The 12,828-nt window shown below is 74.2% G+C and carries 12 protein-coding genes; 6 read left to right on the forward strand and 6 right to left on the reverse strand.

Annotated elements, in window-relative coordinates:
* Nucleotides 1-74 precede the first annotated feature (74 nt).
* A complete protein-coding gene (locus ACZ4MH_RS03115; RefSeq protein ID WP_351595977.1) occupies nt 75-830 on the reverse strand; it encodes a GntR family transcriptional regulator in 756 nt (251 codons plus the stop codon).
* 328 nt (nt 831-1,158) lie between these two features.
* On the opposite strand from ACZ4MH_RS03115, the gene ACZ4MH_RS03120 reads away from it, so the two are divergent.
* Both ACZ4MH_RS03120 and ACZ4MH_RS03125 read left to right on the forward strand, forming a co-directional pair.
* Nucleotides 1,159-2,670 carry an MFS transporter gene (locus tag ACZ4MH_RS03120; RefSeq protein ID WP_351595980.1) on the forward strand — a complete coding sequence of 504 codons (1,512 nt, stop codon included), beginning with the start codon at nt 1,159-1,161 and terminating at the stop codon, nt 2,668-2,670.
* Between the two features lie 92 nt (nt 2,671-2,762).
* Nucleotides 2,763-4,256, forward strand: a complete 1,494-nt coding sequence (locus tag ACZ4MH_RS03125; protein ID WP_351595983.1) for an FGGY-family carbohydrate kinase — start codon at nt 2,763-2,765, stop codon at nt 4,254-4,256.
* A gap of 28 nt (nt 4,257-4,284) precedes the next feature.
* Here ACZ4MH_RS03125 and ACZ4MH_RS03130 read toward each other — a convergent pair whose 3' ends face one another.
* Complete coding sequence (locus ACZ4MH_RS03130; RefSeq protein WP_351595986.1) at nt 4,285-5,934, reverse strand: tannase/feruloyl esterase family alpha/beta hydrolase; 1,650 nt, start codon at nt 5,932-5,934, stop codon at nt 4,285-4,287.
* Between the two features lie 157 nt (nt 5,935-6,091).
* Here ACZ4MH_RS03130 and ACZ4MH_RS03135 point away from each other — a divergent pair, with 157 nt between their 5' ends.
* From ACZ4MH_RS03135 to ACZ4MH_RS03145, 3 genes are all read left to right on the forward strand, one after another.
* A complete protein-coding gene (locus ACZ4MH_RS03135) occupies nt 6,092-7,174 on the forward strand; it encodes a DNA topoisomerase IB (protein ID WP_351595989.1) in 1,083 nt (360 codons plus the stop codon).
* A 64-nt stretch (nt 7,175-7,238) separates the two neighbouring features.
* The gene (locus ACZ4MH_RS03140; RefSeq protein ID WP_351595992.1) at nt 7,239-7,466 is read left to right on the forward strand and encodes a DUF5133 domain-containing protein; all 228 of its coding nucleotides are present in this window, start codon (nt 7,239-7,241) and stop codon (nt 7,464-7,466) included.
* A 98-nt stretch (nt 7,467-7,564) separates the two neighbouring features.
* Nucleotides 7,565-7,792, forward strand: a complete 228-nt coding sequence (locus ACZ4MH_RS03145) for a DUF6480 family protein (protein ID WP_351595995.1) — start codon at nt 7,565-7,567, stop codon at nt 7,790-7,792.
* Nucleotides 7,793-7,822: 30 nt separating this feature from the next.
* On the opposite strand, the gene ACZ4MH_RS03150 is transcribed toward ACZ4MH_RS03145, so the two are convergent.
* From ACZ4MH_RS03150 to ACZ4MH_RS03165, 4 genes are all read right to left on the reverse strand, one after another.
* Nucleotides 7,823-9,592, reverse strand: a complete 1,770-nt coding sequence (locus ACZ4MH_RS03150) for a coagulation factor 5/8 type domain-containing protein (protein WP_467753922.1) — start codon at nt 9,590-9,592, stop codon at nt 7,823-7,825.
* 205 nt (nt 9,593-9,797) lie between these two features.
* Nucleotides 9,798-9,992, reverse strand: a complete 195-nt coding sequence (locus ACZ4MH_RS03155; protein WP_351599090.1) for a DUF2795 domain-containing protein — start codon at nt 9,990-9,992, stop codon at nt 9,798-9,800.
* A gap of 73 nt (nt 9,993-10,065) precedes the next feature.
* Nucleotides 10,066-10,872, reverse strand: a complete 807-nt coding sequence (locus tag ACZ4MH_RS03160; RefSeq protein WP_351599091.1) for a 2OG-Fe dioxygenase family protein — start codon at nt 10,870-10,872, stop codon at nt 10,066-10,068.
* Nucleotides 10,873-10,960: 88 nt separating this feature from the next.
* Nucleotides 10,961-11,464, reverse strand: coding sequence for a metallophosphoesterase family protein (locus ACZ4MH_RS03165; protein WP_351599092.1), 504 nt, complete (start codon nt 11,462-11,464; stop codon nt 10,961-10,963).
* A 113-nt stretch (nt 11,465-11,577) separates the two neighbouring features.
* On the opposite strand from ACZ4MH_RS03165, the gene ACZ4MH_RS03170 reads away from it, so the two are divergent.
* Nucleotides 11,578-12,822, forward strand: a complete 1,245-nt coding sequence (locus ACZ4MH_RS03170; protein ID WP_351599093.1) for an ROK family transcriptional regulator — start codon at nt 11,578-11,580, stop codon at nt 12,820-12,822.
* Nucleotides 12,823-12,828: the final 6 nt, after the last annotated feature.

A 12,828-nucleotide genomic window follows, 5' to 3' on the forward strand; every position in this document is an offset into this window, starting at 1 on the left:
CTCATGGGCGGCGGTTCATGGGCGGCGGTCGGCAGCCGTGTGCGCGGCCCGGGGCGCCGCGCCCCGGGCCGGCCTCAGCGGGCCTGCCACACCGGGAGGGCCGGTGCGCCCGGCGGCAGCATGTGCTTGGCCGCGAGCAGCGGGGTGCGGTCCAGGCGTACGACCTGGATCACCAGGACGGCGGGGGAGTCGGCGGGGCGGCCGAGCTGCTCGCCGCGCTGGCGGCCGAGCGTGGTGGCCACGATCGTGCTGCTGCCCGTCAGCGGCAGCGCGCGCCCGGCCTCCAGCAGCAGCCGCAGCATGGACGAGTGCTTCGCGGCGGGCCCGTCGAACGCCTCCGCCGCCTCCGGCAGCAGCTCGGCGAGCGTCTCGTCCCGGGCCGCCCACTCCTGGGTCAGGCAGGCCGGCAGGCCGCCGACCTCGATCAGGCTCTCCCAGAAGCGCACCCGGCTGGTGCCCGGCAGCAGCAGGTGCTGGGTGGAGAAGTCGGTCGGCTCCTCGTAGGCGCGGGCCAGGGCCGTGGTCACCGCCTGCCCGCCCTCGCTGAGCAGCTGTTCCACCGGCTTGAGGTACTCGAAGCCGCGCGGCGGGAGGTGCGGGCTGACCGTGCGGCCCACCCCGCGCCGTACGGTGATCGCGCCGTCCTCCTGCAGCAGGATCAGCGCCTCGCGCAGGGCGGGGCGGCTCACCCCCAGCTCGGCGGCGAGCCGCGGCTCGGTCGGCAGCGTGGAGCCCGGGGGGTAGGTGCCGTCCCGGATGGCCTCGACCATCCGCTCGTACAGCGCGACGACCGGCCGTCGTCGCGGCGGCGCGGGTTGTCTGGCGGCCATGTTCGTCTCCCTGGGGCCGTGGTCCGACGTCGTCGCCCCTCACGGGGCGGCGGTCCGCGCGCTCGCGTGGCCGCGCGGCCTCCAGTTTCGCACCGCGGGACGGCGCTGTACGCAGCGGAAAGGAATCGTCCGCGATCTCTTGACACCCCCGGAAAGCGCGGGATAGACCAGAGCGCACGACGCGTTCCTGTCTGACAAGTGACGCAGAACGACCGTCGACGACGCCGGTTCATCGCGTGACGGGCGCCCCCCGCAGCGTGCCGCGATCCGGCCGCGCCGGTGTCCGGGGCCCGCACGAACGCCCTCCCACTCAGTCCCAGGAGCCGTCATGTCCCTCAGGTACCGCGAGCGCACGCGTCCAGCGCCGCCCGCCACCCCGCGGCTGCTGCTGCCCGCGCTCGTGCTGGCCGTACTCGGCTACCAGATCAACGCCACCATGCTCAGCCCCGCGCTGCCCGACATCGCCCGCCGCCTGGACACCACCAGCAGCCTGGTCGGCCTGTCGCAGACGCTGTTCTTCCTGCTCGCCGCCGTCGGACAGGTCACCCTGGCGCGGCTCAGCGACTACCGCGGGCGCAAGCCGGTGATGCTGCTGTGCGGCGTGCTGCTGATCCTCGGCAACCTCGCCTGCGCCCTGGCGCCCGACATCGGCGTCTACCTCGGCGGGCGGATCCTCCAGGGCGTCTCGGCCGCGATGTTCTCGCTCTCCTTCCTGACCCTCAACGACCTGCTCCCGCCCGCCGCCTTCGGCCGCGCCGCCGGCATCATCAGCGCCGTCAACGGCGGTTTCGCGGGTGTGGACGCCATCGTCGGCGGCCGGCTCGCCGACACGGTCGGCTTCCGCGCCATCTTCCTCGGCGGCCTGCTGCTGTCGGTGGTGGGCACTCTGGGGGTGGCCCGGTACGTGCCGGCCGTGCCGCCGAAGGCCGCCGGCGCCATGGACTGGCTGGGCGCCGGACTCCTCGCGCTGGGCCTGTCCGGGGTCCTCATCGGCCTGGCGCAGGGCGCGGGCTGGGGCTGGACCTCGGCGGCCACGCTCGGCTGCGTACTGGGCGGGCTGGCCGCGCTGGCGGCGTTCGTCCTCGTACAGCGGTCCCGGTCGGCCTCCGGTACCGGCGCGGACCCCCACCCGGGCGCCGTCCGCCCCCGCACCACCGCCGTCATCGACATCCGGCTGCTCGCCTCGCGCCGGGCCTGGCCGCTGCTGCTGACCGTGACCCTCTCCCTCGCGGGCGCCTTCGGCGCGCTCGCCCTAACGATCCCGCTCTTCACGCAGGACGCGCACGCCGGTTACGGGCTGTCCGCCACCCGGTCCGCACTGCTGTACGCGACGCCTGCCTCGGCGATCGGTGTGATCGGCGCCCCGCTCGCCGGGTACTTCGGGCCGCGCGTCGGCTGGCGCCGTACCGCCCTGATCGGCTCGGCCGGCTCGCTGCTCGCCTTCGCCGTCGCCGTGCCGTTCAGGAACGACCCCTGGGTGCTCTTCGGCGCGCTCACCGTGCTGGGCCTGACGTACAACGGTATCAGCGTGACGGCGCTCAACGGGCTCGCCGTCGTCTCCGCGCCCAAGGACCAGCAGGGCGCCCTCACCGGCCTGACCGGCGCCTGCTTCGGCATCGGCGCCTCCCTCGGCACCGCCCTCGCCTCCGGGCTGATCACCGCGGCCGGCGCCGGCGGGGCGACCGGCTCCGAGCTGTACACGGGTGCGTTCGTGGCCGCGCTCGTCGCGCTGGTCCTCGCCATGGCGTCCGCCCTCGCCATCAAGCGCGTACCGGCGGAGGAGGGGAAGGACGGCAGCGGGCCGGGGCGTACGGACCTCCCGCACACCGCCCACGTCTGACCTCCCGCACACCGCCCACGTGCAAGCGGCCCGCGGGCGGTACGGCTTGGGGCGGGGCGGCCCCGCCGGACGGTTTCTGCGAACGTGGCCGCATGACCCTCAACGCAGTCATCGGTGTCGACATCGGCACCTCCAGCAGCAAGGGCGTGCTGGTCGGCCCGGACGGCACGCTGCTGCGTTCGGCCGTCCGCGAGCACGCCGTCGACCGCCCGGCGCCCGGACACGTCGAGATGGACGCCGCCGTGTGGTGGCAGGAGTTCGCCTCGCTCGCCCGCGAACTCACCGCGGACGGCGACGTGGAGGTGCGCGCCGTCGGCGTCAGCGGCATGGGGCCGTGCGTCCTGCTCACCGACGCCGACGACGTACCACTGCGCCCCGCGATCCTCTACGGCGTCGACACCCGCGCCACCGACCAGATCGCCCGGCTGGAACACCGGCTCGGCGACGGGGAGATCCGGGCCCGCTGCGGCTCGGGCCTCAGCAGCCAGGCCGCCGGCGCGAAGATCGCCTGGGTCGCGGACGAGGAGCCGGAGCTCTTCGCCCGCGCCCGCCGCCTCTACATGCCCAGCTCCTGGCTGGTCCGCAAGCTCACCGGCGCGTACGTCCTGGACCACCACTCCGCGAGCCAGACCACGCCGCTCTACGACACCGTCGCCCGCTCCTGGTACGCCCCGTGGGCCGAACTGATCTGTCCGGACCTCGAACTGCCGCCGCTGCGCTGGTCCGGCGAGGCCGCCGGCACGGTCACCGCCGAGGCCGCCCGGCTGACCGGACTGCCCGCAGGCGTCCCCGTCATCACCGGCACGGTCGACGCCTGGGCCGAGGCCCTGAGCGTCGGCGCGCACACCGTCGGCGACCTGATGCTCATGTACGGCACGACGATGTTCCTCGTCCACACCGTGCCCGGCCTGCTGACCGCGCCCGCGCTGTGGAGCACGGTGGGCGCCCTGCCCGGCACCCGCAACCTCGCCGGCGGCATGGCCACCTCCGGCGCCGTCACCGCCTGGCTGCGCGACCTCTGCGGCGCGCCCGAGTACGCCGACCTGCTGCACGAGGCCGAGAAGTCCGGGCCCGGCGCGGGCGGCCTGCTGATGCTGCCGTACTTCGCGGGCGAGCGCACCCCGGTCATGGACCCGCAGGCCCGCGGCGTCATCGCCGGCCTCACCCTCTCCCACACCCGCGGCGACCTCTACCGCGCCGCGCTGGAGGCCACCGCGTACGGCGTCCGGCACAACATCGAGGCCATCGAGGCCGTCGGCGGCGACATCCGGCGGGTCGTCGCGGTGGGCGGCGGCACCCAGGGTGGGCTGTGGACGCAGATCGTCTCCGATGTCACAGGCCGGGCGCAGGAGGTGCGGGCCACCTCCATCGGCGCCAGCTACGGCGGCGCGCTGCTCGCCGCCCAGCTCATCGGCGACGCCCGCATCGATGCCTGGAACCCGGTACGGGAAACCGTCGTGCCGCAGCCCGGGGCCGCCGCCCGGTACGAGGAGCTGTACGGCCTGTACCGCGACCTCTACCCGGCCACGGCGGACGTCGTGCACGCGCTCGCCGCCCACCAGAACCCGGCGCACCGCAGCGGGTGAGGGCACCCGGGGCCGCGGCCCGCGGCGGTCAGCGGACGCACCGGAAGCTGCCCGCCCGGCCGGGGTCGCCGCCCGTGTACCGCGGCCAGGCCGGGTAGGCACACAGCGGACGCGTACGCCCGCGCCCCGCCGGGCCGTTGTCGGTGACCACCGGGTGCGCGGGCGCGGCGCCCCGCTCCACCCAGGCGTCGAGGGCGCCGAGCGAGTCCCAGCCCGCGGTGAACGCCGCGTCCACGTTGGCGTGGTTCGCGCCCGGCACGAGGTAGAAGCGCGCGAACGCGTCGGCCGCGCGCTTCCCCATGACGTCCCGCACCCGCTCCGCGTACTCCACCGTCGAACGGTGGCTGACCAGCTCGTCCGCCGTGCCGTGCAGGAGCAGCAGCCGTCCCCCGGCGGCGGCGAACGGCCGCAGATCCGGGTCGTTGACGTCCTGCAGCGCCGACAGCTCGCTGATGCGGTCCCGCCAGGGGCCCGGCCGTCGTGGATCGACCGCCAGCGCGCCGTGCTCCGGGTCCCGCGTCACGAAGTGCTTCACCCACTGGTCCCAGAACCGCACGCCGTACCCGCTGCTCTCCGGCATCGGGTCGGCCGGCGCCGCCGTCCCCATGCCCAGCCGCGGGGTCGTCATGTCGGCCCCGGAGAGGAAGGGGAAACCCGGGTAGCTGGTCTCGCCGCTCGCCAGGCGGTACGGCCACGTGAAGCGCGAGGACAGTGCGCGCACGGCACGGATCTGCCGGTCGGAGAGGCAGGTGTCACCGTGGTCGGCACCGCCGCGGCAGCGCAGCGCGCGCGGATCGAACCGGCAGCCCGCCTCGTCCGCGATCACGCCGTCGCGCAGCCCGTCGTCCCCGTCGCAGGCCGCCAGCACCCGGTCGTACAGCAGGCGTTGCTCCCCTTGGTCCAGGAACGCGCCCGGGCGCGCGAGCACCTGTGCCTCGTACCCGAAGAACAGGTCCAGGCTCGCCGCGTTCCAGGCCGGGTAGGCGGAGAGCACGCCGTCGAAGTCGCGCGGCCAGCGCTGCGCGACGGCCAGCGCCTCCCGGCCGCCGGTCGACCCGCCCGCGAAGTAGCTGCGCGCGGGCGGCCCTTGGCCGTACCGCTCGCCGATGACGTACAGCGCCGCGTCGCGCGTCTTCTTCAGCGCGTCGCCCGCGAAGTTGCGCAGCGCCTCGTCGTTGCGGGCGAACGAGCCGTCGAGCGAGGGGTCGGGCGCCGACGAGCGGTGGCCCGAGTCGCTCGCGAAGGTCGCGTACCCGCGCGCCAGCGGCGTCGCCGCCGCGCCGGCCGGCCCGAACGGCACATTGCCCGCGACGTCGGGCACGGCACCGTCGTAGCCCCCGCCGCCGAACATCACCGCCTTGCGGTTCCAGCCGTCCGGCAGGCCGATCCGCACGGTGATGTCCGGCGCCGCAGGATCCACCGGGTGCACGGCGACCTCCACCCGGCAGTACGGGCCGACCGGCCCGCCGCCGGTCACCTGCCGGGCCCCGGTCACCTCGCCGCCGCCGGTCGGCAGCCCGATCGCGGCGGCGGGCACCGCCGTGCCCTGAAGCGCGGCGCAGTCCACCGGAGGCGCCGCACCGTGCGCCGCCGGCGCCGGGACGACCGCACCGAGCAGCAGAAGCGCCCCTGCCGCTGTCGCCGTCCGGAAAGCCGTCCGGGAAAGAAAGCGTTTCATCCGCACCTCCAGGGAACCCGCCGCCGACCACCGCGCCGCATCCTGCGCGCGGCCGCCCCGCACGGCAATGTGATCGGGCACCACGGCCATGTGCCCGATCCTGTGCCCAGCGACGGTTCCGCACGCGTTCCGGACCCGGGAAGAGGAGGATGATTCCGTGCGCCTGTGCCACACCCGGCCCACCGACCGGGGATACACCCGGCTCCGCCACGGTCGCGGCTTCCGCTACCTCGACGCGTCCGGGCAGCCGCTGCGCGACCCGGCGGAGCTGCGGCGGATCAAGGACCTGGTCATCCCGCCCGCCTGGCGGGACGTGTGGATCTGCGCCCGGCCCCACGGCCACCTGCAGGCCGTCGGCACGGACGCGGCGGGCCGCCGCCAGTACCTGTACCACCCGCAGTTCCGGGCCGAGCAGGAGGCGAGCAAGCACGAGCACGTCCTGGAGGTCGCGGCGGCACTGCCGCAGGTGCGCGAAACCGTCGAGGCGGACCTGAGCGGCCGCGGACTGACCCGCGACCGCGTGCTGGCCACCGCCGTGCGCCTGCTCGACGTCGGCTTCTTCCGCGTCGGCAGCGAGCGCTACGCCGACCTCCACCACACCTACGGACTGACCACCCTGCTGCGGGAGCACGCCCGCTGTCGCCGCGGCGAGATCGTCTTCAGCTACCCCGCCAAGCACGGCAAGGAACAGGTGCAGGCCGTCGTGGACCCCGCGACGTACCGCTGCGTGCGGGCCCTGCTGGCCCGGCGGGGCGGCGGCGACCGGCTGCTCGCGTACTGGCGGCGCCCCGCCTGGTACGACGTCAGCAGCGACGACGTCAACGGCTACTTGAAGGCGGCGGCCGGTCTGGAGATCACCGCGAAGGACTTCCGTACCTGGCACGCCACGGTCATGGCCGCCGTCGCGCTGGCCGTGTCGCAGGGCGCCGCGCACGGCGAGACCGCCCGCCGCCGCGCCATCGCCCGCGCCGTCCGCGAGGTCGCCGACTACCTCGGCAACACCCCCGCCGTCTGCCGCGCCTCCTACATCAACCCCCGGATCGTCGAACTGTACGAGGAGGGGATCACGGTGGCACCGGCCCTGCCGCACCTGGGGGAGGAGGGCACGCCCGGCGTCCCGGCGACCCAGGGCGCCGTCGAACAGGCCGTGCTGCGTCTGCTCCGTACGGAAGACACCGGAGATCCGGAAGACACCGGGCACCCGGAAAACACCGGGCATGAGGACGCGCGTGCCGGGTAGCCGGGGGGTGATCGCCGGTCTGCGGACCGGCACGTGAGTCTGCGGATGAGGGAAGGAGCCCACCATGCTGATGGCCCACTCCGCGATGCTGCGCAATCTCATCGACCAGTACGAGGCGCTGGCGGTGCTGAGCGCGGAACGCGGCAGCGACGAGGTGCGCCAGCGGATGGACGACCTCGCGTATCTGCTGTGCATCAGCACCGGCACGGCCGACGTGGACAGTGCGCTGATCGCCGCCCGGCACCGGCTGCCCGGCGCCCGTATGGAGGACGACTCCCTGCTCACCGCGTGACCCGGCGGCGCGGCGCGCTGACGGTGTGCCGGTGCCCCGCCGGTGCGGTACGGCCGTGGTAGATGTTGCGTGCCCCGCGCCGTGGACAGGAGAGGCGTATGACCGAGCAGAATCCGGACCCGGACCCGCGGCGTACCCCGGGTCTGGAGCCCGGCGGCGGCGTGCCGCCGGGCGAGACGCCGCCCGCCGAGGGCAGCACGCCCTGGGCCGGTCCGCAGGAGACGTACAACCCCCCGAAGGGCTGGGCCAAGGGACCGCTGATCGCCATCGGCATCGTCGTCCTGCTGTGCGTCGTCTTCTTCCTCGCCTTCGCGTTCCTGGTGTGACGTTCCCGGTGTGACCGGGCGCGCGACCGCTCAGGGGTAGGAGACCACCGTCGACGGCACCGTGGAGGTGCCCGACGTGCCGGCGCCCGTGTCATTGATGACGTGCTCGAACTGGCCGTGGCCGCTGAGCGAGACGACGAGCAGGTCGTGGAATTTCACCCCGGGCGTGCGCGGCGCCGCGAAGGCGTGGTCCTGCCGGATGGTGGGGTCCACGTTGTAGTAGCAGTAGCTGCCCAGGCCCCAGCCCTCGTGCGTGGTGACCGAGTCGGCGACCTTGTACGCGGCGTAGCCCTTGGTGCTGCCGTCCTGCACCGCCGCCTGATTGGGCGCGTCGTACGCCTTCTCGTTCTGGAAGAAGACGGTGCGGCCGCGCTCGCCGCGCCACTCCACGTCGTACTTGTTGAAATGTTCGACGAAGAGGCCGGTGGCGAGGACGTCGGCGCCGTTGACGCGGACGCCGTAGTCCGCGCGGTTGGTCTCCCAGCCGACGCCGTCGCCGTGGTCGGCGCGCCAGACCCAGGTGTGGTCCACGATCGTGTGGTTGCTGTTGATCACCATGCTGACGGTGGCCTTGCCGGCGCCCGCGCCGCCGATCCGGAGGAACACGTCCTGAACGGTCGTCGGGTTGGCGGCGTGGTCCGCCGAGGCGCCCTCGGGGCCGACCTCCAGCAGGGTGGGGGAGTTGACCGTACCGGCGTCGATGAGGAAGCCGGCCAGCCGCACGCCGTCCACGTCGGCGACCTTCACGGCCGTCACGCCGCCGTCCGGGACGAGCGTCGCGTAGCCCAGGCCCAGGACCACCGTGTTCGCGCGCTTGACCTCGATCGCCCGGTCGAGGTGGTAGACGCCGGGTGTGAGCAGCAGGTGGAGGCCCTGGTCCAGCGCCTGGTTCATGGTCGCCGCGCCGGTCCCGGGCTTGACGACGTAGAACTGGCTCAGCGGCAGGGACGTGCCGCGCGGTGTGCCGCTGCCCCAGGTGGTGCCGCGGGCGTTCGTGCGCTTCTCGGGGAGGAAGACCCGGTACGCGTCGCCGTCCAGGTAGAGGAAGGGCTTCTCGCGGGAGACCGGGGTGGTGTCCAGGGTGGTGTACGGGGGGTCGGGGAAGCCCGTTGCCGGCGCGCCCTCGACGCCGGAGAAGACCATGTTCCAGACCGCGTTGGTCCAGCCGCCCACCGAGCTGTCGCGGGTGTACCACTGCTGCTGCGAGTACGGTCCCACGGTGCCGTCGACCCGGCTGTCGGCGATGTAGCCGCCGCTGGCCCAGCCGTAGCCGTCGGGCGCGAGGTTCAGCCCGCCGCGTATGTGCATCCGGCGGAAGGGCGCGGCCTGCGCGACCGCCCACCGGTTGGTGCCGTTGACCGGGGTGAGGGCGAGGTTCTCCGCCGAGCGCCAGAAGTTCTGCGTCGCGTTGCCGTCGAACCAGCCCGCGTCCACGGTCACGTCGCCGTTGATGGACGTGTCGTCGGGGGAGAGGCCGAGGCCGGCGATGGAGGTGTAGAAGCCGAGCTGCGCGTTGAGGCCGTGGTAGGTGCCCGGCTTGAAGAGCAGCGCGTACCGGCCGGTGCCGAACTGCGCGCGCTCCTGCTGCCGGAAGATCTCGTCCAGCTTGCTCTGGATGCCGGCCGTGGACGGGTCGAAGACGAGGACGTTCGGGCCGAGGTCGCCGCCGCCGGGGAGCGGGTCGGCGGCCGGTGCCGCGGGCGCGGCCGGGGCGGCGGAGGCGGAGGCGGTGAGGGCCGGGAGGCCGGCCGCGGGGAGCGCGGCGGCCATGGCGGCCAGGACGGAGCGGCGTGCGGGCATGGCGACTCTCCTGCTTCAGGAACTGTTTCAGGAACTGAACGGTGGGGTTTCCTGGGAGCGCTCTCTTGCCCGTCGAATGTTCATTGTGTGAGGACACACCGTCAAGAGGTACGGACCAACTCGCCCGCGCCCCGGGCAGGTTGACGACGCGACGGAGCCGGCCGCTGTGGGGGCGGCCGGCTCCGTCTGCGCGAGCGGTGCGGTGTTACTCCTTGCCCACTTCCCTGTTCACGGCGGCGGGCGAGTCGTAGTCGTTCTCGGGCAGCTTCTTCAGCGCGCCCATGATGTCCTTGCTCGCGCCGTGCTGCTCCGCCTGCTTGACGATTTCTTCCTTGGAGGCCGGGTAGCTGACGCCGCCCAGACACTTCTGCATTTCGATGGGGTTCACGTTGTTCTCCATGCGCTGGGGGTACCCCGGCGGCCCGGTTGTCACGGCGTGGGGATGCCGTAATCGCCCCGATGGAGCAAGAAATTCAGGCCGCCGTATAAGTGATGACGAGGACATCGCGGCGGGCGGGCCGGCCGGCGTCCACCGGCCGAATGGGGGAGACCTCGTGCAGGGTGCTGCGGTCGTCGGAGAGCAGCAGGGCCGCCGGCTCCCGCAGCGTCGCCGACAGCACTTCGCGGCCGTCGGTCGCGTACACCGTGCTCTGCCCGCCGGTGGCGTTCTCCCGGCCGATGAGCAGCGAGGTCACCAGCGTCACGCCGTCCCGGTGGCGGCCCTCGGGAGTGGGCGCTCCCTCGCCGTCGGCGGCGGCCGTCACCCGGAAGGGATGCACTTTGACCCGCCACCGCTCCGGCCTCGCCAGCGCGTCCGCCGCCTTTCCCAGAAATTCCAGCAGGGAATGCAGGACGGGGTCGGCGAGGAATGCGTGGGTCAGCGGGTCGAAATGGCGGTCCTGTGTTTCGTAGAGGTGATTGGTGCCGGTCGGCTGCAGGAAAGGGGTGTGGGGTTGCAGCGTGCGTTCGCCGGTTTCCCGGTCGATGAGGAAGTGCCCGTACCGGCGCAGTCTGCGGGTGCCGCGGGACGCCGCGTACGGGTCGGGTGACAGGTCCTCCCAGTGCGCGGCGAACCGCGCCCAGCCGCCGGCCCCGCCCGGCAGCGCGGCCCGCACGGCGGCCGGGGGCATGAGATGGGCGCCGGTGGCGGCCAGTGCCGTACGGGTGGCTTCGATGCCGGGGCCCGCGCCCGCAGGCCCGGCGGCACCGTCGGCCGTTCCGGTGCTGTCGGTGATGTGGTCCATGCGGTCCATGCGGTCCATGCGGTCCATGCGGTCCATGCGGCCATGATGTGCGGCCCGTCCGGCGGCTGCACGTCGGCGGCCGGAGGGGCGGCCGGGGGGACCGTCGTGCGGACGGACCAGGCGCTCAGTGGCGCCGGTGCAGCCGGTGCAGCTGTACCTCGCTCAGCCGGCCGTCGGCCGCCGTCGCCGTGAGGTACGTGCAGTACGGCTGGCGGCGGCGGTCCGTCGGGGAGCCGGGGTTGAGCAGCCGCAGACCACCGGGAGCGGTGGTGTCCCAGGGGATGTGGCTGTGCCCGAAGACCAGCACGTCGAGGTCGGGGTAGCGCTCGGCGCACCGGCGCTCGCGGCCCTGCGCCGCGCCGGTCTCGTGCACGACGCCGAAGCGCAGCCCGCCCAGCTCGGCGCGCGCCACCTCCGGCAGCCGGGCCCGCAGCTCCGGCCCGTCGTTGTTGCCGTACACGCCGATGAGCCGGCGGGACCGGGCCTCCAGCAGGTCCAGCGTGGCCGCGTCCACCCAGTCGCCCGCGTGCAGCACGGCGTCGGCGCGCTCGATCTCCCCGAGGAGCGGGTCCGGCAGGACCTTGGCGCGCTTGGGCAGATGGGTGTCGGCGGTCAGCAGCAGACGCACCGGGCGGCCTCCTGGACGTACGGACTGCGTACGGCCCGCGCAGGGACGGCGTACGGGCTCGTCACGGTACAGGTGGACCCCCGACCGGGGCGGTCGCATAGGCTCACCGGGCGATGAAGAACACTCAGGTGCCGCCGGCGGCCAAGGCGGACAGGTCCACCGTGCGGCGGCACAACCTCAGCCTGGTGCTGCGGGTGGTGCACGACGAGGGCGAGGTCACCCGCGCCGCGGTGGCCGCGCGCGTCGGGCTGACCAGGGCGGCGGTGTCCTCGCTGGTCGAACAGCTGATGGCGGGCGGGTTCCTGGTCGAGTCGGGCAAGACGTTCAGCGGCCAGGCGGGCCGTCCCGGCACCGTGCTGAAGGTGGCGGGCATCGGGCCCGCGGGCCTCGGCGTCGAGATCAACATCGACTACGTCTCGGTGTGCGTCGTGGACCTCGCGGGCACCGACCGGGTACGGCTGACCACCCACGTCGACAACCGGGGCGCGTCCCCCGAGGACGTGCTGGAGCGGGCTGCCCGGATCGCGGCCCGCACGCTGGAGTCGGCCGGCGAGCAGGAGCTGCGCCCGGCGGGGGTGCGGCTCGCGGTGCCGGGCCTGCTCTCCGGCGGCACCGTCCGCCAGGCCCCGAACCTGGGCTGGAACGGCGTGGCGGTGGAGGAGATGTTCGGCCGGGCGCTGTCCCGGCTGCGGCCCGCCGGCCGCCCGCTGCCGGTCGGCTCGGACAACGAGGCGAACAGCGCCGCCCTCGCCGAGCTGTGGTTCGGCGGCCTGGACCGGGTGCGCAGCTTCCTGTACCTGACGGGGGAGACCGGCGTCGGCGGCGCGCTGGTGCTCGACGGTGAACTGCTGCGCGGGGCGCACGGCTTCGCGGGCGAGATCGGGCACGTGGTGGTCGACCCCGAAGGGCCCGAGTGCCGCTGCGGCGCGCGCGGCTGCCTGGAGCAGTACGCGGGCCAGGCCGCCCTGCTGCGCAACGCCGGGCTGGAGCCGGGGCAGGGCGGCGCTCCGGCCGTGACGGAGCTGGAGCGGCGGGCCCGGCAGGGCGAGCCGCGCGCGCTGGCGGCGATCGAGGAGGCCGGGCGGCGGCTCGGGCTGGTGCTCTCCGGCGCGGTGAACCTCTTCGACCCGGACGCCGTGGTGCTGGGCGGCAGTTACCGGCTGCTGATGCCGTGGCTGGCGCCCGCCACCCACGCGGAGCTGGCCCGGCGGGTGGTGTCGGGCCTGTGGAGCGCGGACGGCGGGCGACTGCGCGCCTCGTCCTCCTCGGGCGACGCCGCGCGGGGCGCCGCCGCCCAGGTCGTACGGGAGGTACTGGCCGATCCGGTGGCGTACGCGGAGGGGCAGCCGCAGGGCTGAGCGACT

It is taken from the genome of Streptomyces sp. NPDC026301, from assembly GCF_055567935.1.

Bases quoted from the DNA above. Each gene is read 5' to 3' on its own strand.
- ACZ4MH_RS03115 (WP_351595977.1), bottom strand. From the start codon at position 830: ATGGCCGCCAGACAACCCGCGCCGCCGCGACGACGGCCGGTCGTCGCG.
- ACZ4MH_RS03120 (WP_351595980.1), top strand. From the start codon at position 1,159: ATGTCCCTCAGGTACCGCGAGCGCACGCGTCCAGCGCCGCCCGCCACC.
- ACZ4MH_RS03125 (WP_351595983.1), top strand. From the start codon at position 2,763: ATGACCCTCAACGCAGTCATCGGTGTCGACATCGGCACCTCCAGCAGC.
- ACZ4MH_RS03130 (WP_351595986.1), bottom strand. From the start codon at position 5,934: ATGAAACGCTTTCTTTCCCGGACGGCTTTCCGGACGGCGACAGCGGCA.
- ACZ4MH_RS03140 (WP_351595992.1), top strand. From the start codon at position 7,239: ATGCTGATGGCCCACTCCGCGATGCTGCGCAATCTCATCGACCAGTAC.
- ACZ4MH_RS03145 (WP_351595995.1), top strand. From the start codon at position 7,565: ATGACCGAGCAGAATCCGGACCCGGACCCGCGGCGTACCCCGGGTCTG.
- ACZ4MH_RS03150 (WP_467753922.1), bottom strand. From the start codon at position 9,592: ATGCCCGCACGCCGCTCCGTCCTGGCCGCCATGGCCGCCGCGCTCCCC.
- ACZ4MH_RS03155 (WP_351599090.1), bottom strand. From the start codon at position 9,992: ATGGAGAACAACGTGAACCCCATCGAAATGCAGAAGTGTCTGGGCGGC.
- ACZ4MH_RS03160 (WP_351599091.1), bottom strand. From the start codon at position 10,872: ATGGACCGCATGGACCGCATGGACCGCATGGACCGCATGGACCACATC.
- ACZ4MH_RS03170 (WP_351599093.1), top strand. From the start codon at position 11,578: ATGAAGAACACTCAGGTGCCGCCGGCGGCCAAGGCGGACAGGTCCACC.